Annotated in this window: 14 protein-coding genes; 8 read left to right on the top strand and 6 right to left on the bottom strand. The window is 60.3% G+C overall.

The features are described 5' to 3' along the window. The first annotated feature begins 73 nt into the window (after window positions 1-73). The 7 genes from leuS to glpE all read left to right on the top strand — a co-directional run bounded on the left by leuS (window position 74) and on the right by glpE (window position 6,883). The gene (gene leuS, locus AR306_RS00685) at window positions 74-2,692 is read left to right on the top strand and encodes a leucine--tRNA ligase (protein ID WP_101495628.1); all 2,619 of its coding nucleotides are present in this window, start codon (window positions 74-76) and stop codon (window positions 2,690-2,692) included. 122 nt (window positions 2,693-2,814) lie between these two features. Next, window positions 2,815-3,408 (top strand): LPS-assembly lipoprotein LptE, encoded by a 594-nt coding sequence (locus AR306_RS00680; protein ID WP_101495627.1) that lies wholly within the window; start codon window positions 2,815-2,817, stop codon window positions 3,406-3,408. Next, window positions 3,408-4,412, top strand: a complete 1,005-nt coding sequence (gene holA / locus AR306_RS00675; RefSeq protein ID WP_101495626.1) for a DNA polymerase III subunit delta — start codon at window positions 3,408-3,410, stop codon at window positions 4,410-4,412. The genes AR306_RS00680 and holA overlap by 1 nt, the downstream gene beginning before the upstream one ends. A gap of 91 nt (window positions 4,413-4,503) precedes the next feature. After that, window positions 4,504-5,319, top strand: coding sequence for a 16S rRNA (adenine(1518)-N(6)/adenine(1519)-N(6))-dimethyltransferase RsmA (gene rsmA, locus AR306_RS00670; RefSeq protein ID WP_101495625.1), 816 nt, complete (start codon window positions 4,504-4,506; stop codon window positions 5,317-5,319). Further along, entirely contained in the window at window positions 5,313-5,693 is a 381-nt protein-coding gene (apaG, locus tag AR306_RS00665; RefSeq protein ID WP_407071172.1) for a Co2+/Mg2+ efflux protein ApaG, read from the top strand. Before rsmA ends, apaG begins: the two co-directional genes overlap by 7 nt. Continuing rightward, entirely contained in the window at window positions 5,693-6,517 is an 825-nt protein-coding gene (locus tag AR306_RS00660) for a symmetrical bis(5'-nucleosyl)-tetraphosphatase (protein ID WP_101495623.1), read from the top strand. The genes apaG and AR306_RS00660 overlap by 1 nt, the downstream gene beginning before the upstream one ends. Window positions 6,518-6,562: 45 nt before the next feature. Then, window positions 6,563-6,883: a thiosulfate sulfurtransferase GlpE gene (gene glpE, locus AR306_RS00655; protein ID WP_101495622.1), complete on the top strand. Its 321-nt coding sequence runs from the start codon at window positions 6,563-6,565 to the stop codon at window positions 6,881-6,883. Between the two features lie 597 nt (window positions 6,884-7,480). On the opposite strand, the gene ahpF is transcribed toward glpE, so the two are convergent. After that, window positions 7,481-9,037, bottom strand: coding sequence for an alkyl hydroperoxide reductase subunit F (ahpF, locus tag AR306_RS00650; RefSeq protein ID WP_101495621.1), 1,557 nt, complete (start codon window positions 9,035-9,037; stop codon window positions 7,481-7,483). 171 nt (window positions 9,038-9,208) lie between these two features. Beyond that, window positions 9,209-9,772 carry an alkyl hydroperoxide reductase subunit C gene (ahpC, locus tag AR306_RS00645; RefSeq protein ID WP_101495620.1) on the bottom strand — a complete coding sequence of 188 codons (564 nt, stop codon included), beginning with the start codon at window positions 9,770-9,772 and terminating at the stop codon, window positions 9,209-9,211. A gap of 250 nt (window positions 9,773-10,022) precedes the next feature. On the opposite strand from ahpC, the gene AR306_RS00640 reads away from it, so the two are divergent. Beyond that, window positions 10,023-11,243 carry a multifunctional CCA addition/repair protein gene (locus tag AR306_RS00640; RefSeq protein ID WP_101495619.1) on the top strand — a complete coding sequence of 407 codons (1,221 nt, stop codon included), beginning with the start codon at window positions 10,023-10,025 and terminating at the stop codon, window positions 11,241-11,243. A gap of 584 nt (window positions 11,244-11,827) precedes the next feature. Here the strand turns inward: AR306_RS00640 and dxs are convergent. The 4 genes from dxs to waaF form a co-directional block, all read right to left on the bottom strand. Beyond that, the gene (gene dxs / locus AR306_RS00635; RefSeq protein ID WP_101495618.1) at window positions 11,828-13,699 is read right to left on the bottom strand and encodes a 1-deoxy-D-xylulose-5-phosphate synthase; all 1,872 of its coding nucleotides are present in this window, start codon (window positions 13,697-13,699) and stop codon (window positions 11,828-11,830) included. Window positions 13,700-13,814: 115 nt separating this feature from the next. Then, a complete protein-coding gene (locus AR306_RS00630) occupies window positions 13,815-14,927 on the bottom strand; it encodes a glycosyltransferase family 4 protein (protein WP_101495617.1) in 1,113 nt (370 codons plus the stop codon). A 3-nt stretch (window positions 14,928-14,930) separates the two neighbouring features. Next, the gene (gene waaC / locus AR306_RS00625; RefSeq protein ID WP_101495616.1) at window positions 14,931-15,944 is read right to left on the bottom strand and encodes a lipopolysaccharide heptosyltransferase I; all 1,014 of its coding nucleotides are present in this window, start codon (window positions 15,942-15,944) and stop codon (window positions 14,931-14,933) included. Further along, window positions 15,945-16,988, bottom strand: coding sequence for a lipopolysaccharide heptosyltransferase II (waaF, locus tag AR306_RS00620; protein WP_101495615.1), 1,044 nt, complete (start codon window positions 16,986-16,988; stop codon window positions 15,945-15,947). Between the last annotated feature and the right edge of the window lie 252 nt (window positions 16,989-17,240).

The following is a 17,240-nucleotide window of genomic DNA, read 5'->3' as shown; positions in this document are numbered from 1 at the left end:
CGAAACCGTCCCGCTTCATGTATCCTAGCGGCATCATTTCCATTCTTTTTTCTTGTAGATATCAGCCAGCATCATGCACGAACAGTATCAACCCGGCGCGGTCGAGTCCCAGGCGCAAGAATTCTGGGCACAGAACAAATCCTTTGAAGTGAAAGAAGACAGCAGCAAAGAGCCCTTCTACTGCCTCTCCATGTTTCCTTACCCCAGTGGTCGTCTGCACATGGGCCACGTGCGCAACTACACCATTGGCGATGTAATCAGCCGATATCAGCGCATGCTGGGCAAGAACGTGATGCAGCCCATGGGTTGGGATGCCTTCGGCATGCCGGCGGAAAACGCCGCCATCCAGAACAAAGTAGCGCCAGCAGCCTGGACCTACCAGAACATCGACTACATGAAGAAGCAGTTCAACCAGCTGGGGCTGGCACTGGACTGGTCGCGTGAACTGGCCACCTGCAAGCCCGACTACTACCGCTGGGAGCAATGGCTGTTCACCCGTCTGTACCAGAAAGGCATCATTTACCAGAAAAAAGGCACAGTGAACTGGGACCCGGTGGACAACACCGTCCTGGCCAACGAGCAGGTGATCGAGGGTCGCGGCTGGCGCTCCGGCGCGCTGGTAGAAAAGCGCGAAATCCCCATGTACTACTTCAAAATCACTGCCTACGCCGAAGAGCTGCTGGCGGATCTGGACAAGCTGGATGGCTGGCCCGAGCAGGTCAAGACCATGCAGCGCAACTGGATCGGCAAGAGCTTTGGTGCCGATATCGTTTTCGACTATGACAAGGACAGCGTCGGCATCGACGGCCAGCTGAAGGTGTACTCCACCCGCCCCGACACATTAATGGGCGCTACCTATGTAGCCGTGGCCGCCGAACACCCGCTGGCGCAGCGCGCCGCCGAAAGCAGCCCTGAAGTAGCCGCGTTCATTAAAGAGTGCCAGACCGCCTCCACCGCCGAAGCCGACATGGCGACCATGGAGAAAAAAGGTCTGGCCACCGGTCAGTTCGTGATTCACCCGCTCACCGGCGAGAAGCTGGCAGTGTATGTTGCCAACTACGTGCTCTGGGGCTACGGCGAAGGTGCCGTGATGGCGGTACCCGCCCATGACGAGCGCGACTTCGAGTTTGCCAACCAGTACGGCCTGCCGATCAAGCAAGTCTACCGCAGCACCGACGACAGCTTGCCATTCAACGACAAGGAATGGCAGGACTGGTACGCCGACAAGGACAACGTGCTGACCGTCAACAGCGGCACGTACGACAACCAGCCATTTCAGGCGGCTTTTGACGCTATCGTCGCCGATCTGGAAGCCAAAGCACACGGCAAGCGCAAAACCCAGTTCCGCCTACGCGACTGGGGTATCAGCCGCCAGCGTTACTGGGGCTGCCCGATTCCCATCATCCACTGCCCAGGCTGTGGCGATGTGCCGGTACCTGAGGACCAGCTGCCGGTGGTGCTGCCGGAAAACGTCATCCCTGATGGCAGCGGCAACCCGCTGGCCAAGATGCCGGAATTTTACGAGTGCCAGTGCCCAAAGTGTGGCGCTGATGCCCGTCGCGAAACCGACACCATGGATACCTTTGTCGAGTCGTCCTGGTACTACGCCCGCTATGCCTCGGCCAAGCTGGATACTGGTCTGGTCGACAAGCAAGCCGCCGACTACTGGCTGCCGGTCAACCAGTACATTGGCGGTATCGAGCACGCCATTTTGCACCTGCTGTATGCGCGCTTCTTCCACAAACTGATGCGTGACGAGGGCCTGATCGGCAGTGACGAGCCGTTCACCAACCTGCTCACCCAGGGCATGGTGGTGGCCGACACCTTCTACCGCATGCAGCCCAACGGTGGCCGCCTGTGGTTCAACCCCGAAGAAGTCGAGGTCGAGCTGGATGCCAAGGGCAAGGCTCTGGGCGCAACCCTCAAGGCCGACGGCCAGCCGGTACAGATCGGCGGCACCGAGAAGATGTCCAAGTCCAAGAACAACGGCGTTGACCCCCAGGTGATGATCGACCAGTACGGTGCCGACACCTGCCGCCTGTTCATGATGTTTGCCGCGCCACCGGAAATGAGCCTGGAGTGGTCCGACTCCGGTATCGAGGGTGCCAGCCGCTTCCTGCGTCGTGTCTGGCGTCTGGCGCACAAGCACGTCAGCGCCGGTCCGGTGAACCGCGTTGCCCCGGACAACCTGAGTGCCGAACAGAAAGAGCTGCGCCGTGGCATCCATGCTGCGATTGAACACGCCAGCCGCGATATCAGCCAGCACCACAAGTTCAACACCGCCATCGCCCAGGTGATGACTCTGATGAACACGCTGGAAAAAGCGCCTACAGAAACCGATCTGGATCGCAGCCTGTTGCAGGAAGGTCTGGAGAGCGTGTGCCTGCTGTTGTCGCCGATTGCGCCGCACATCAGCCACGTCATCTGGCAACAGCTGGGCCATAACACGCCGATCATCGACGAGCAATGGCCGGTGGCCGATGCCGCCGCGCTGGTGCAGGACAGCCTGCAACTGGTAGTGCAGGTCAACGGCAAACTGCGTGGCCATATCGAGGTACCGGCCAGTGCCAGCCGCGAAGAAGTCGAAGCCAGTGCCCGCAGCAACGAAAACGTGTTGCGCCACATAGAAGGCCAGACCATCCGCAAAGTGATTGTAGTACCCGGCAAACTGGTTAATATTGTCGCCAACTGAGCCATGGTTGCAGCAGCCCCCACGGGGCTGCTTGCACAAGCGGGCCAGGCAGCCACTGTGAGCACAGCAAGCCCCTGTCCGGTTCCCGATATCGAAAACCCACATTTCACATAGGTTCCACCATGCGTCTAGCCCACCTGTTTACCCTGTCTCTGGCCCTGGTGCTATCGGCCTGCGGCTTCCAGCTGCGCGGCACCGGAAATTTCGAGTTTTCCCTGAAAGAGCTGCGTTTCAGCTCCGATGACCGGCTTGCTCCCCTGGCTTCACAACTGCAGGAGCGTCTGCGTGCCCAGGGCGTGGAGCTGACCGACAGCGCCGAATACAGCCTGCATCTGGGACGCGAAACACAGAGCCAGCGGGTTGTCAGCTTTACCGCCGGCACCCGCAGCTCAGAGCAGATGCTGACCAGCACAGTGGACTACGAGATCCGCTCGGGCCAGCTGCCGGCCCTGATCAGGGGTCAGGCCGAAATCCAGCGTGCGCAGTCATTCAACCAGAACCATGTTTCCGCCTCGTCGGAAGAAGCCCGCATGCTGCGTGACGAAATGCGCAACGAGCTGGTGATGCAGCTGATGCTGCGCCTGCAGGCGATCAAACCGGCCCAGCTGGAGCAGCTGCGTGAGGCGGCACAGATCAAGGCCGATGCAGAGGCGGCTGCCCGTGAAGCCGAGCAACAGCGCCTGCAGCAAGAAGAAAAGATGTTCCAGATCAACTGATGCGCCTGTATCCGGACAAGCTGGGTGCCCAGCTGCGCAAGGATCTGCTGCCGATCTTTCTGGTCAGCAGCGATGATCCCCTGCTGCAGCGCGAGTCCTGTGACGCCATCCGCCAGGCATGCCGAGAGCAGGGCTTCAGCGAGCGCCAGGTGTTTCATGTCGAGCGCAGCTTCGACTGGAACAGCCTGCGCGAGGCCAGTGCCAGCCTGTCCCTGTTTGCCGAAAAGCGCATTCTCGAGCTGAACATGCCCGGCGGCAAACCCGGCGACAGCGGTGCCAAGGTGCTGCTGGACTATCTGGAGCGCCCGGCCGAAGACACCCTGCTGCTGATTACCGTCCCGCGACTGGACAGCAGCACTCTCAAGACCAAGTGGGCCAAGGCCCTCATGGACAGCCCCGTCTGCGGCTTTGTACAGATTCCCGTTGTCACGGCCGAACAGCTGCCGGCCTGGCTCAGCCAGCGTCTGGCCAAAAAGGGTCTGAGCGCCGATGCCGAAGTGCTGCAGTTCATCAGCGACCGGGTCGAAGGCAACCTGCTGGCTGCCGCCCAGGAAATCGAAAAACTGGTCCTGCTCACCGATGCCACCCACCTGGACATGGAAACCGTGCAGCAGTCGATTGCCGACAGCGCACGTTACGACATCTTCACCCTGACCGACGCCATGCTGGCCGGTGATCGCGTACGCAGTCTGCGCATCCTCAACGGCCTGCGCAGCGAGGGCAACGAGGTGCCGGTAATCCTCTGGGCACTGGCACGGGAGATCCGTCAGCTGGCGACCCTTGCAGCCCAGGTCGAACAGGGCCAGTCAGTCAGCCAGGTAACCAGCCGCGTCTGGCCGGCCACCCGCAAGCCGCTGGTGCAGCAAGCCCTGCAGCGCCAGCGCGCAAGCCACTGGAACCAGCTGCTGCAAAGCGCCCAGATCATCGACGAGCAGGCCAAGGGACAACAGACCGGAGATCCCTGGCTGGGGCTGCAGCAGATCCTCCTCAAATTCCAGGCGTAAAGGGGTCAGGTACATTTGTCCCGGGATAAATGTACCTGACCCCTTTACGCCTGCTTTGCTACACTAGCCTGCTGTTTTTACGGAGCTGAGCATGGCCGAACTTTATCAACACCGGGCGCGCAAGCGTTTCGGACAAAATTTTCTGCATGATGCCGGCGTCATCGACCGCATCCTGCGGGCGATCTTTCCACGCGAAGGCGAACGCCTGCTGGAAATCGGACCCGGCCAGGGTGCCCTGACCGAAGGGCTGGTGAGCAGCGGCGCACAACTGGACGTGATCGAGCTGGACAAGGACCTGATCCCCCTGCTCAAGCTGCGCTTTGGCCTCAAACCCAACTTTTGCCTGCACGAAGGCGACGCCCTGCAGTTCGACTTTGCCACTCTCGGCGTGGAGCCGCACAGCCTGCGCGTCGTGGGTAACCTGCCCTACAACATCTCCACCCCGCTGATTTTCCACCTGCTCGGCCATGCCGGACTGATCCGTGACATGCACTTCATGCTGCAGAAGGAAGTGGTCGAGCGCATGAGCGCAAAACCCGGTAGCGGCCATTGGGGCCGGCTGTCGATCATGGTGCAGTACCATTGCAGGGTCGAGCACCTGTTCAATGTCGGACCCGGCGCCTTCAACCCGCCGCCCAAGGTGGACTCGGCCATTGTGCGGCTGACGCCACATGACGAACTGCCCCACCCGGCTCAGGATGCCAGGGCGCTGGACCGCGTTGTGCGCGAAGCCTTCAACCAGCGCCGCAAGACCTTGCGCAACACCCTGAAAAACCTGATGACCAGCGAAGACATCGAAGCCGTCGGTGTCGACCCCGCGCTACGCCCGGAGCAACTGGAGCTGGCCGACTTTGTCCACCTGGCTGACCGTTTTGCCGCCATGAATACTTTGCAAGCAGAATCATGAACCACGATTTTCCCGTACGGGTCGAAGTCACTACCCGCTATATTCCCGATCACTCGGCCCCGGACGAGCAACGTTACGTCTTTGCCTACGACATCATCGTGCGCAACGAAGGTGACGAGCCGGTCCAGCTGCTGACACGGCACTGGATCATCACCGACGGTGACGGCAAGACCCAGGAGGTGCGCGGCGAAGGCGTGGTCGGCGAGCAGCCGGTGATTCCGCCCGGCACCGAATATCGCTACACCAGCGGTACCCTGCTCAATACCGAAGTGGGCAGCATGCAGGGCAGCTTCGGCATGCAGACGGCGGAAGGCATCGAGTTCAACACACCGATCGCACCCTTCACCCTGGCCCAGCCCGGAGCACTGCACTGATGGCAACCTATGCCGTAGGCGACCTGCAGGGCTGCCTCACGCCGCTGCAACAGCTGCTTGATCGCGTCAATTTTGACCCGGCAAGCGACCGCCTGTGGCTGGTCGGCGACCTGGTCAACCGCGGCCCGGCCTCGCTGGAAACCCTGCGTTTTCTGTACCGCATGCGCGACTCGCTGTGCATTGTGCTGGGCAACCATGACCTGCACTTTTTGGCCACGGCCTGGCATCACGACTTCCTGAAGAAACACGATACTCTGCAGGAAATCCTCGACGCCCCGGACTGTGCCGAGCTGGTGGCCTGGCTGCGTCAGCAAAAACTGGCCCATTACGATGCGGATTTCGACACCCTGCTGGTACATGCCGGTGTACCACCACAGTGGTCGCTGGAACAGGTGCTGGCCCGTGCCGCCGAGGTGGAAGCCGTTTTGCAGGACGACACGCGTATCGGCGACTTCTTCCTCAACATGTACGGCAACAAGCCCAAGCTCTGGAACGATACGCTGGACGGTTACGAGCGCCTGCGCGTGATCACCAACTACTTCACCCGCATGCGTTTCTGCAATGCCGAAGGCAAACTGCAGCTGAAAGCCAAAAGCGGCCCGGATCAGGCACCCGAGGGCTATGCCCCCTGGTTCGTCCATCCCGGCCGGACGCTGGAACAGCACCGGGTCATTTTCGGCCATTGGGCCGCACTGGAAGGCCGCAGCACCCATACCAACGCCATCGCGCTGGATACCGGCTGTGTCTGGGGCGCGGCCATGACGCTATACAACCTTGAAAGCGGCGAATATCACCGCCGCGACTGCAGCGACCAGCGCCAGTAACCGACTGCCTTCTTTCTCACACATGATTTTCAGACAGGAAACAGCATGGAATCCTTTGGCTACCTCAGCGTAGAAGAAACTGCCGACTTGATGGACGAAGATGCCGTCATCGTCGATGTACGTGACCCGGACAGCTTTGCCCAGGGCCACATGCCCGGTGCCCTTCATCTCGACAATCATTCCGTGGCCGCCTTTATCCAGCAAGCTGACATGGATACGCCCACCGTAGTGGTGTGCTATCACGGTCATGCCAGCCAGAGTGCGGCAGCCTACCTGCACAGTCAGGGGTTTGAGCGGGTGTATAGCATGAATGGTGGTTTTACTGAATGGGCTGCGAAATATCCTGATCTTGTAAAAAGAGGATAGTTTTTGCCAGTTCTGTGTGATGTTTTTGCCTGTGCTGTGTGAGGTCGCGGTCAAGGCACTTCGCAAAGCTCCGCTGCCACGGTCGCAAGCGCCCATGGCGCTAAACGCTTTGCTACGGCCTTGACCGCTCCCATACACATCGTGGCGGTTGAGAGGGGGTGGCCCGGCTACGCCGGGCTGCTGACGCGTGAACTGGCTCAGTTGTTGTCACTTGAACCGAACGGCTTTAATTGCAAATTTTCATATCGCCATCCTGCACGCAGCGAAGCGAAGCGAAGTTGCAGGACCCATATCCGCCAGATTCCGTGACTCCACTGCGTTACGCGCGGAATGACAGCATTTTAGAAATACTCCGACCAAACACAGCGACAGCAGTCCGGCGTAGCCGGACCACCTCCCCCCACCCGCACGTGGCCATTGCGGGCCGGGTGGGGCCGGAGCAAAGCATCAGCGCCTGTGACGAAGCTTGCTTCGGCGCAGGTAGCGTCAGCTTTGCGGAGCGCCTCACCCGGCCCGCCAGCCACAAGTGCAAAAAACACAAAAAACCCCGCTAACCTTCCGGCTGCGGGGCTTTTTGTATCAAACGAAACTATCAGATCAGGAGTTGCGAATGATGTGATCAAAGGCACTCAGTGAAGCCTTGGCACCATCACCCATGGAGATGATGATCTGCTTGTAAGGCACAGTGGTCACGTCACCGGCTGCGAATACGCCAGGAACGCTGGTGGCACCACGGGCGTCGATCTCGATCTCGCCACGGTTGCTGAGAGCCACGGTGTCCTTCAGCCACTCGCTGTTGGGCAGCAGGCCGATCTGGACAAAGATGCCTTCCAGCTCGATGGTGTGCAGCTCCTCGGTGGCGCGATCCTTGTACACCAGCGCGGTGACCTTGCTGCCGTCGCCTTTGACTTCGGTGGTCAGGGCGTTCTTGATCACCTTGACGTTGGCCAGGCTGTTCAGCTTCTTCTGCAATACTTCATCAGCACGCAGCCGGGTATCGAACTCGATCAGGGTCACTTCGGCCACGATACCGGCCAGGTCGATGGCTGCTTCCACACCAGAGTTGCCGCCACCAATCACCGCCACACGCTTGCCCTTGAACAGCGGGCCGTCACAGTGCGGGCAGTAAGCAACACCCTTGGTGCGATATTCCTGCTCGCCGGGTACGTTCATTTCGCGCCAGCGGGCACCGGTGGCCAGAATCACGGTCTTGGCTTGCAGCTTGCCACCGGACTCGAACTCGACGGTATGCAGGCCACCCTGTTCGGCCGCAGGAATCAGCTTGCTGGCACGCTGCAGGTTCATGATGTCGACACCGTACTCACGCACGTGCTCTTCCATCGCACGGGCCAGTTTCGGGCCTTCGGTCTCTTTTACAGAGATGAAGTTCTCGATCGACAGGGTATCCATCACCTGGCCACCAAAACGCTCGGCGGCAACACCGGTACGGATGCCTTTACGGGCAGAGTAGATCGCCGCAGCAGAGCCGGCAGGACCACCACCCACCACCAGCACCTCAAAAGGAGCCTGCTCATTCATCTTCTCGGCGGCGCGGTCGGCGGAGCCGGTATCCAGCCTGGCCACGATTTCCTCGACGCCCATGCGGCCCTGGCCGAACATTTCGCCATTGAGGAATACCATCGGTACCGACATCACCTGGCGCTGCTCCACTTCTTCCTGGAACAGCGCGCCATCGATGGCGACGTGGCGGATGTTGGGGTTCAGTACCGCCATCAGGTTCAGCGCCTGCACCACGTCCGGGCAGTTCTGGCAGGACAGGGAGAAGTAGGTTTCAAACTCGTAACGGCCGTCCAGCCCCTGGATCTGCTCGATCATTTCCTGGGCCAGCTTGGACGGGTGACCACCCACCTGCAGCAGCGCCAGTACCAGAGAGGTGAACTCGTGACCCATGGGGATACCGGCAAATACCACACCCATGTTCTCGCCGATACGGTTCAGGGCGAAGGAAGGTTTGCGCTCGTCCTTGCCATCCAGCTTGAGGGTGATCTTGTCACTCAGGCTGGCGATTTCTTCCAGCAGGCTTTTCAGCTCGGTGGATTTGGCGCTGTTATCAAGGGACGCAACAATTTCGAAAGGCTGCGTCACCTTCTGTAAATAGGTTTGAAGCTGTGCTTTTAGGTTGGCGTCCAACATGATTGACCTCAGTGCTGTGTTTACCGGGAATAACTGCCAGCTGCACCGGTTTTATGAACCTAGCTCTGGCAACGACAAAATTCGGATACAAAAACGCCCGGACGGGTAAGCCCGGGCGTGGGTACCTGCCGGCGGGTAGCCGGCAGGCTGGGCAGACTCAAGCGCTCGGGCTTAGATCTTGCCGACCAGGTCCAGGGATGGAGCCAGGGTAGCGTCGCCTTCTTTCCACTTGGCAGGGCAGACTTCACCCGGGTGGGCAGCAACGTACTGGGCAGCTTTAACCTTGCGCAGCAGCTCCTGAGCGTCACGACCAACACCGCCGGCGTTGATTTCAACGATCTGGATCACGCCCTGCGGGTCGATCACGAAGGTACCACGGTCAGCCAGGCCAGCTTCTTCGATCATCACGTCGAAGTTGCGGGTGATCTGGCCGGTAGGGTCGCCGATCATCGGGTAGTTGATCTTGCCGATTTCGGGGGAGCTGTCGTGCCAGGCTTTGTGGGTGAAGTGGGTGTCGGTGGAGACCGAGTAGATCTCTACGCCCAGCTTCTGGAATTCTGCGTAGTTGTCAGCCAGGTCGCCCAGCTCGGTCGGGCAAACGAAGGTGAAGTCGGCAGGGTAGAAGAATACTACGGACCACTTGCCTTTCAGGTCGGCTTCGGTCACGTCGATGAACTCGCCGTTGTGGTAGGCGGTTGCTTTAAAAGGTTTTACTTCGCTGTTGATGTAAGCCATCTGTATTACTCCAGTGGGTTGAAGAACTGTACGGGGCCCATGTTAGGTGAAAAGCATCGTTAGGCATAATTGATTGACAAAATTATACCGATAGATTTTGCCAATACCATCACAAAAGCCGTGAAATCGGGGTTGCCCACCACATATGGGGGCATAAAGTATTTTTTCAAGGACCGCCGACAAGTATCCGGTTTGCCCGCCTGTCCGGCTACTGTCATTATGTCGCTTTTGCATTTACAGGCCAGAAACCATGCAAGTGTACAAAGTTGGCGGTGCCGTACGCGACCAGCTTCTCGGACTGCCAGTCCAGGATATTGACTGGGTGGTAGTGGGAGCAACGCCTGAACAGATGCTGGAGCGTGGCTATCGTCCGGTGGGCGGCGACTTTCCCGTCTTCCTGCATCCGCAAACTGGCGAAGAGTACGCCCTGGCCCGCACCGAACGCAAAACGGGCCACGGCTACGGCGGTTTCATCTTCCATGCCGCGCCCACGGTCTCGCTGGAACAGGACCTGCTGCGCCGCGACCTGACCATCAACGCCATGGCCATGGATAGCCAGGGCCTATTGATTGACCCGCACGGCGGCCAGGCCGACCTGCAGGCCCGGGTCTTGCGACATGTGTCACCGGCCTTTGCCGAGGACCCGTTGCGGGTGCTGCGGGTGGCCCGCTTTGCTGCCCGTTATGCCGGCCTGGGCTTCGTGATCGCTGACGAAACACTGGATCTCATGCGGCAACTGGCCACATCCGGCGAGTTGCAGCATCTGGCCGCCGAGCGGATCTGGCAGGAATTCGCCCGCGCCCTGATGGAGCCGGCACCGGATGTATTCATACAGGTGCTGCATGATACCGGTGCACTCAGGGCCCTGCTGCCGGAGCTTGACCGGCTGTTCGGTGTACCGCAACGGGCCGAGTTCCACCCCGAAATCGATACTGGAGTGCATATCCTGATGGTATTACAGCAATGCGCCCGCTTCGGTCACAACCTCAATGTGCGCTGGGCCTGTCTGTTGCACGATCTTGGCAAGGGCATCACTCCCGAAGACATCCTGCCCCGTCATCTGGGTCATGAAGCCCGTGGCATTCCCCTGATCACGGCAGTCTGCCAGCGCCTGCGCGTGCCCCGCGAAACCACCGAGCTGGCATTGCTGGTCGGTGAATATCACCTGCATAGCCATCGTGCGCTGGAACTGAGGCCGTCTTCGCTGCTAAAGCTGCTGCTGCGGCTAGACTGCCTGCGCCGGCCAGCCCGTCTGGAAGACTTCATCAATGCCTGTGAAATGGATGCCCGTGGGCGGCTGGGCTTTACCGAGCGTGACTATCCACAGGCAGAGTACTTGCGCGGTGCGGCCGGGTGTATTCGTCAGGTTGATGTGCAGCCGTTGCTTGAGAAGGGATTGAAGGGGGCGGAGCTGGGGGAGGCTTTGTATCGGGAGCGTTTGAGGGTTTTGAAAGTTTATTGTGATCGGTAAGGGGTTTTGCACTGTGGTGTTTCGGGTCGGGCGGTGTGCCATGCAAAGCTGACGCTGCCCGCACCGAAGCAAGCTTCGGCACGAGCGCTAATGCTTCGCATGACACACCACCCGACCCACTAAACCTTGTGCGGGTGGAGGGATGATGGTCCGGCTGCGCCGGACTGCTGTCGCCGTGTCTGGTTGGAATATTTATAAAAGACTGTCATTCCGCGCGGAACGTAGTGGAGTCGCGGAATCTAGCAGGTTGTGGATCCTGCAGCTTCGCTGCGTGCAGGATGACGAATATAAAAACTTGCAGTCAAAGCTGTTCAGCTCAAACACCTGCAATCCAGCAATAATTGAAAATACGGCAGGATGACAAGCGTGAAGACCTGCAATAAAAACCAGCCAGTTCACGCGTCAGCAGCCCGGCATGGCCGGGCCACCCCCTCTCAACCGCCACGATGTGTATGGGAGCGGTCAAGGCCGTAGCAAAACGTTTAGCGACATGGGCGCTTGCGACCGTGGCAGCGGAGCTTTGCGAAGTGCCTTGACCACGACCCACACAACACAGGCAAAAACCCCACACCGCAGGCAAAAAATTAACTCAAATTCTGCAAGCGCTCCGCCACAGCCGTGGCAATACCATCAACACTCAAACCACAATCCGCCAGCATCTGCGTCTGGTCACCGTGGTCGATGTAGGTATCCGGCAGTCCCAGTTGCAGGACTGGCAAAACAATACCCCATTCATGCAGAAGTTCGGTCACTGCACTGCCTGCCCCGCCCTGAACAGCGTTTTCCTCGACGGTCACCAGCAGGCTGTGGCTTTGCGCCAGCCGCAGGACCAGCTCTTCATCCAGCGGTTTGACGAAACGCATGTCGGCTACGGTGGCATTCAGTGCCTCGGCTGCCTGCAGGGCATTGGTCAGCTGGGTGCCGAATACCAGCAGGGCAACCTGCTCGCCTTCGCGGCGCACAACACCCTTGCCGATTTCGACGCCTTCCAGTGTTTCGCTAACCGCCACATTCGGCCCGGTACCACGCGGATAGCGCACTGCTGCCGGACCCCGGTAGTGGTAACCGGTATTCAGCAGCAGACGCAGCTCGTTTTCGTCACTGGGCGTCATGATCACCATGTTGGGGATGCAGCGCATGTAGGACAGGTCGAAGCTGCCGGCGTGAGTCGCACCATCCTCGCCGACCAGACCGGCGCGGTCGATGGCAAACAGCACGTCCAGGTTCTGCAGCGCCACATCGTGGATCAGCTGGTCATAGGCACGCTGCAAGAAGGTGGAATAGATCGCTACCACCGGCTTGCCGCCTTCACAGGCCATGCCGGCGGCCAGGGTGACCGCATGCTGTTCGGCAATGGCCACGTCGAAGTAGCGCTCGGGATATTGCTCGCTGAAGGCGATCAGGTCGGAGCCTTCCTTCATCGCCGGCGTGATGCCGAAGAGACGCGGGTCGGCAGCCGCCATGTCGCACAGCCAGCGGCCAAAAATATGCGAGTAACGCGGTGCCTTGTCCTTGACGTGGTCGTGCGCGTTGATGGCGTGATAGGCAATCGGCGACTCCTGTGCCGGCGCCAGCCCCTTGCCCTTCTTGGTGATCACGTGCAGAAACTGCGGGCCCTTCAATGTGCTCATGTTGCGCAGGGTGGCGATCAGCATTGGCAGGTCGTGGCCGTCAATCGGCCCGATGTAGTTCCAGCCCAGCTCTTCGAACAGGATGCTGGGGGAAATCATGTTCTTGGCATGTTCCTCGGTCTTGCGTGCCAGCTCCCAGGCACCCGGCACCAGCGACAGGATGCGCTTGCTACCCTCGCGCATGCTGGTATAGGTACGGCCGCTCATCAGCTTGGCCAGATGCTGCGACAGGCCGCCGACATTATTGGAGATCGACATGTCGTTGTCATTGAGGATCACCAGCATGTCGGCACCGGTGTCCGGCGCATGGTTCAAGGCCTCGAAGGCCATGCCTGCGGTCATTGCGCCATCGCCGATAATGGCCACGTGCTTGCGCGCGTCACCAGCGGCACGGGCGGCAATCGCCATGCCCAGCGCGGCACTGATCGAGGTGCTGGAATGGCCGACACCAAAGCAGTCGTACTCGCTTTCATCGCGTTTGGGGAAAGCGCTAAGGCCGCCCTTCTGGCGCATGCTGAGCATGCGGTCGCGGCGGCCGGTCAGGATCTTGTGCGGATAGGCCTGATGGCCGACATCCCACACCAGCCGGTCAACCGGCGTTTCGAATACATAATGCAGAGCAACAGTCAGCTCGATCACGCCGAGTCCGGCGGCAAAATGGCCACCGGTACGTCCCACGCTCCACAGCAGATAGTGACGCAGCTCGTCCGCCAGTGCCCGTAAATCCTTCTCCGCCAGCCCGCGCAGCTGGTCCGGGGTATCAACCCGGTCAAGCAGGGGGGTTTCCGGACGTTCAACGGGAATTTCTTCGTAGATCTTGGGCATGGCGGCGGATATCGGGAGTGGCAGAAATGACAAGCAGGCAAGTTTACCTGAATTTTGCACCAAATGTTGGGACGACTGCCGGCGCCAGCAGGCGGCGCAGCGGTCGTCCCGGCGGTTATTGCAGAATGATGTCGGCCGCCCGCTCGGGCATCGAATACAGGTCGGCATCCCGCGCATAATGCAGGGCATTTTGTGACCAGAGTACACGCTGTTGCGGATTCTGCAACATGCCGGCCAGGGCGTGATTCAGCGCTTTCTGTTCGAACGGGCTTTCCAGCACCAGGCCAGCTTCGGCGTCACCAATGTAATGAGCATAGCCACAGATATCGGTGACCAGTACCGGCAGGCCGGCTACCAGCGCCTCCAGCAACACAGTGCCGGTGTTTTCGTTGTAGGCCGGATGGATCAGCACATCGGCACCCAGCAAAAAGCGCGGGATATCGTCACGCCCCTTGAGTATTTCAACCTGCTTGCCCAGCCCCAGCGCCTTGATCTGCACCAGAAAAGGCTTGGGATCATCCTGCCCGATGACCAGCATGCGCACCCGGTTGCGCAGGTTTCCCGGCAGGCTGGCCACCGCTTTCAGGCTGCGGTCCAGCCCCTTGGTCTTGAAGCCCGAACCGATCTGCAACACCAGCAGCTCATCATCAGCCAGCTTGAATTCGCGCCGGAAGATGGCGCGAACTTCCGCCGCATTGGCCGGAGCCTTGCGGTCACGGCTGATGCCCGGCGGCAGCAAGTGGAAACGCTCTGCCGGCGTGCCGTAGTGACGCTGGAATATCGGCTGCTGCAAGGCGGAAATCATCAGGATCCGGGTGCTGGACTCCGGTGCAAATACAGCTTTTTCATAAGCGGCAAAATGCCGGTAACGACCGCTCATGCGCGTCAGCGCCGAACGCTGCGACTGCGCCTTGTCCTCGTAGCAGGCATCTGCAGCATAGTAGACGTCCAGCCCCGGCATCTTGTTGAAACCCACTACCCGGCTAACCGGATGCTGCCGCACATCGTCCTGCCACCACCGCTGAAAGCGGATGTACTTGTGGTGATTGAACAGCGCCCTGACCGGCGCGATGCGCACATCAAAGCCGTCCGGAATCTCGCCCTGCCAGCTCAGGGTATACACGCGAATACGGTGCCCCCGCCGCCGGCATTCCAGCGCGATGCGTAAAAAATCCCGCTGCAGGCCGCCAAACGGAAAATACTTGTACAGAACAAAAGCCAGTTGCATGCGTTACTCCGCCGCAGTATCGGTCAACAGCCCGTCCAGCGCGGCAATCACCGGCTGCACGCCCAGGCTGTCAAAACAGGGTTGGTGCTTGTCACCCTTGCCCGCATGGGGGCCACTGGCGCACAGATGAACCTGACCACGACCATAGGCACCCACCTTGCGCGGCAGGGTCGGGCCATACAGTGACACACAGGGGGTATCCAGCGCTGCCGCCAGATGACCCAGACCGGTATCCACCGCCACGCAGGCACGGGCTCCGGCCAGCCAGCAGGCGACCTCGGTTATCCGCAATTTCGGCAGCACCTCGACACCGGGCAGACCCTCGGCAATGCGCAACGCCCGCGCCTGTTCTTCGGCACTGCCCCAGGGCAGGCGGACAAGCTGGCCGGCGGCACTGTAATGTTCGGCCAGTGCCCGCCAGTTGTGCTCCGGCCAATGCTTGCTGGGCCAAGTGGTGCCATGCAGGAACATCAGCCATGGTTGTGCCGGTGGATTATCCAGCCTGGCGGCCAGCGCCGCACGGTCCAGCCCGTAATCACCTGTGCCGGCCGGCTTTTCATAGCCCAGTACGCTGGCAAACAATGTGCGCAACCGTTCGACCGCATGCAGGTCCCAGCTCACGGCATGGCAGTGATCGTAAAAACGCTGCGAAAAACCGTCACGCGAGCTGTGCTTGTCCAGCCCGTGCACCGGTGCCCGCAGGCCACGGGTCAGCCAGGCGCTTTTGGTCAGGCCCTGCGCGTCCAGCACCAGGTCATACTGCCCTTCCCGCAATCGCTGTTTGCAACGGCGATACTCGCCGGAGCGCCAGGTCTGCCAGAGATGCTTGCGCCAGCGGCGAATGGCGACCGGAATGACCTGATCCACCGCCGGATGCCAGGCCGGAATATCGGCAAAGCCCTCTTCCACCACCCAGTCGAAACGGATGCCGGGCATGGCGTTTTGTGCATCGGTCAGCGCCGGCAAGGTATGGATGATGTCACCCATCGACGAAGTCTTGATCAGCAGGACGCGCATTCAGTCTTGCTCCTGCAAGACAACCGGCACGCCGACCAGCTGCTCCAGCGCGTCCACTACCAGCTGCGGCTTGAGCAGGCGCAGGCAGTCATAATGACCAAAGCGACAGGTGCGGTCGAAGCAGGGGCTACACTCGATGCCGGTACGCACAATGGCCACCTGCTCGGCCAGCGGCGGGGTGAACTCGGGCGAAGTCGAGCCGTATACCGCCACCAGCGGCACCGCCAGTGCCGCCGCCACATGCATCAGGCCGGAGTCGTTACTGACGGCAGCCGTGGCACACGACATCAGGTCGATGGCCTGGGCCATGGAAGTTTCCCCAGCCAGGTTGGTAACCTCCTCACGCAAACCGGGGATCAGCGCATCACGGATTTCCTCACCACCGGGGCGGTCCTTGGCCGAGCCGAAAATCCACACCTGCCAACCCTGGCGTACCATGTGATCGGCCACCACCGCGTAGTGGGCCGCCGGCCAGCGTTTGGCCTCGCCAAATTCGGCACCAGGACACAGCGCCAGCACCGGCTGAGCGGTGCTCAAACCAAATGCTGCAAGGGCGGCAGCACGGCTGTCGTCTTCCACAACAAGATTGGGGCGCGGATAGGGTGTCGGCAGCTCGGCATCCGCCTCGTAGGCCAGCGCCATGAAACGCTCGATCATCAGCGGGTAGCGCTCTTTGTCGAGGATGCGCAAATCATTGAGCAGACCATAGCGCATCTCGCCCTTCCAGCCAGTACGCTTGGGGATACGGGCAAAAAATGGCGTCAGCGCAGATTTAAGCGAGTTGGGCAACAGGATGGCCTGGTCGTACTGGCCCTTGAGCTGCTTGCCAATGGTGCGGCGGGTCGTCAGGTCAAACACACCATGACCCAGCGGAAAGCCCAGCGCCTGGCGTACTTCGGGCATACGCTCGAGCAGCGGCCGGCTCCAGTCCGGCGCCAGCACGTCAATATTGCAGCCGGGATGCTGCTGTTTCAGGCAGATAAACAGGGTTTGCGCCATCACCATGTCACCCACCCAGCTGGGGCCCACCACCAGAATATTCATCGTTTCCAGAGTACCTGTCGCTACGGCAAATTTGCTTATCTTACACCAGCTTGACCGGACACTGGCCAACTGTAGGTCCGGATTTATCCGGACAGGGCCAGGCAGCGCCGGGCGGCAGGGGTGCGTGTGCGAATAAATTCGCACCTACAGGAGACTGGCCAGCTGTAGGTCCGGATTTATCCGGACAAGGCCAGACAGCGACGGGCGGCAGGGGTGCGTGTGCGAATGAATTCGCACCTACAGGGGACTGGC

Origin of the sequence: Thiopseudomonas denitrificans (assembly GCF_002866065.1) — a bacterium.
Lineage (GTDB): Bacteria > Pseudomonadota > Gammaproteobacteria > Pseudomonadales > Pseudomonadaceae > Thiopseudomonas > Thiopseudomonas denitrificans.
The sequence above is the reverse complement of the archived record's forward strand: the minus strand, read 5'-3'. Positions and strand labels throughout refer to the sequence as shown.